The organism is Monashia sp. HAY1-2A (assembly GCF_056755315.1).
Window position 1 is genome coordinate 1 of record NZ_JBNDHY010000308.1, and the last position, 1,119, is coordinate 1,119.

General features: G+C 72.7%; 2 protein-coding genes. Both read left to right on the top strand.

The genetic code is table 11. The annotated features are described in order from the left end of the window. A partial coding sequence (locus tag ACPYOM_RS22015; RefSeq protein WP_481347593.1) for an Hsp70 family protein occupies nucleotides 1–591 on the top strand: 591 nt, incomplete at its 5' end. Further along, nucleotides 588–1,119, top strand: a 532-nt coding sequence (locus ACPYOM_RS22020) for a nucleotide exchange factor GrpE (RefSeq protein WP_481347594.1), incomplete at its 3' end; no start/stop codon positions are given. The genes ACPYOM_RS22015 and ACPYOM_RS22020, both read left to right, overlap by 4 nt.

Here is a 1,119-nt window from a genome sequence, read left to right on the forward strand (position 1 = left end):
GCGCCGGCACCGCGCGGCGTGCCGAAGATCGAGGTCACCTTCGACATCGACGCCAACGGCATCGTCAACGTCAGTGCCAAGGACCAGGGCACCGGCAAGGAGCAGAAGATGACGATCACCGGCGGCTCGGCCCTGTCCAAGGAGGAGATCGACCGCATGGTCAAGGACGCCGAGGCGCACGCCGAGGAGGACAGGCAGCGCCGGGAGCAGGCCGAGGTGCGCAACCAGGCCGAGCAGCTCGTCTTCTCGACCGAGAACTTCCTCAAGGAGTCCGGCGACAAGATCCCGGCTGACGTCAAGACGCCGGTGGAGGAGTCGCTCGCCGACCTCAAGGCCGCGATCGCCGAGGGCTCCGAGGCCACGGTCGAGGACATCAAGGCCAAGATCGAGGACCTCAACACCAAGTCCCAGGCCATGGGCCAGGCGGTCTACGCGTCGGAGCAGGCGAGCGCCGCCTCGGCCGGCGCGGCGGGCTCCGACGGCACGGGTCCGACCGGCGGCCAGTCCGGTCCGACGGGCTCCGGTGCGGCCGACGACGACGTCGTGGACGCCGAGGTCGTCGACGAGGACGAGGCAAGGGAAGCCAAGTGACCGAGTCCAACAGCACCCCGAACCCCGAGGCCGAGGCCGTGCGGCCCGGCGCCGGTGGCCCCGAGGTGACGGACGCGCAGGGTGCCGGCGGCCAGGCCGCCGGCACCCCCGGCACCGGTGGCGCCTCCGGCGCCGCCGGTGCGGCCGGCGCCGGTGCGGCCGACTCCGGTTCGCGGGGCCACCACTCGTACTACGAGGGTGGTCCGGGCGCGTCGTCCGAGCCCGGCGGGGACGACGAGTTCGACCACGGAGCGGGCACCGAGCGCGCCGACGAGCGTGAGGCGCTGGAGCAGGAGGACGCGCTCGCCGCGTCCTACCTCGCCGACCTCCAGCGGCTGCAGGCCGAGTACGTCAACTACAAGAAGCGTGTCGACCGCGACCGCGACGTCATCCGCACGACCGCCGTGGGCAGCGTCGTCGAGTCGCTGCTGCCGGTCCTCGACGACATCCACATGGCGCGGCAGGCCGGCGACCTCGCCAGCGGCCCGTTCGCGGCCATCGCCGACAAGCTCGAGGCGGTCCTCGGTC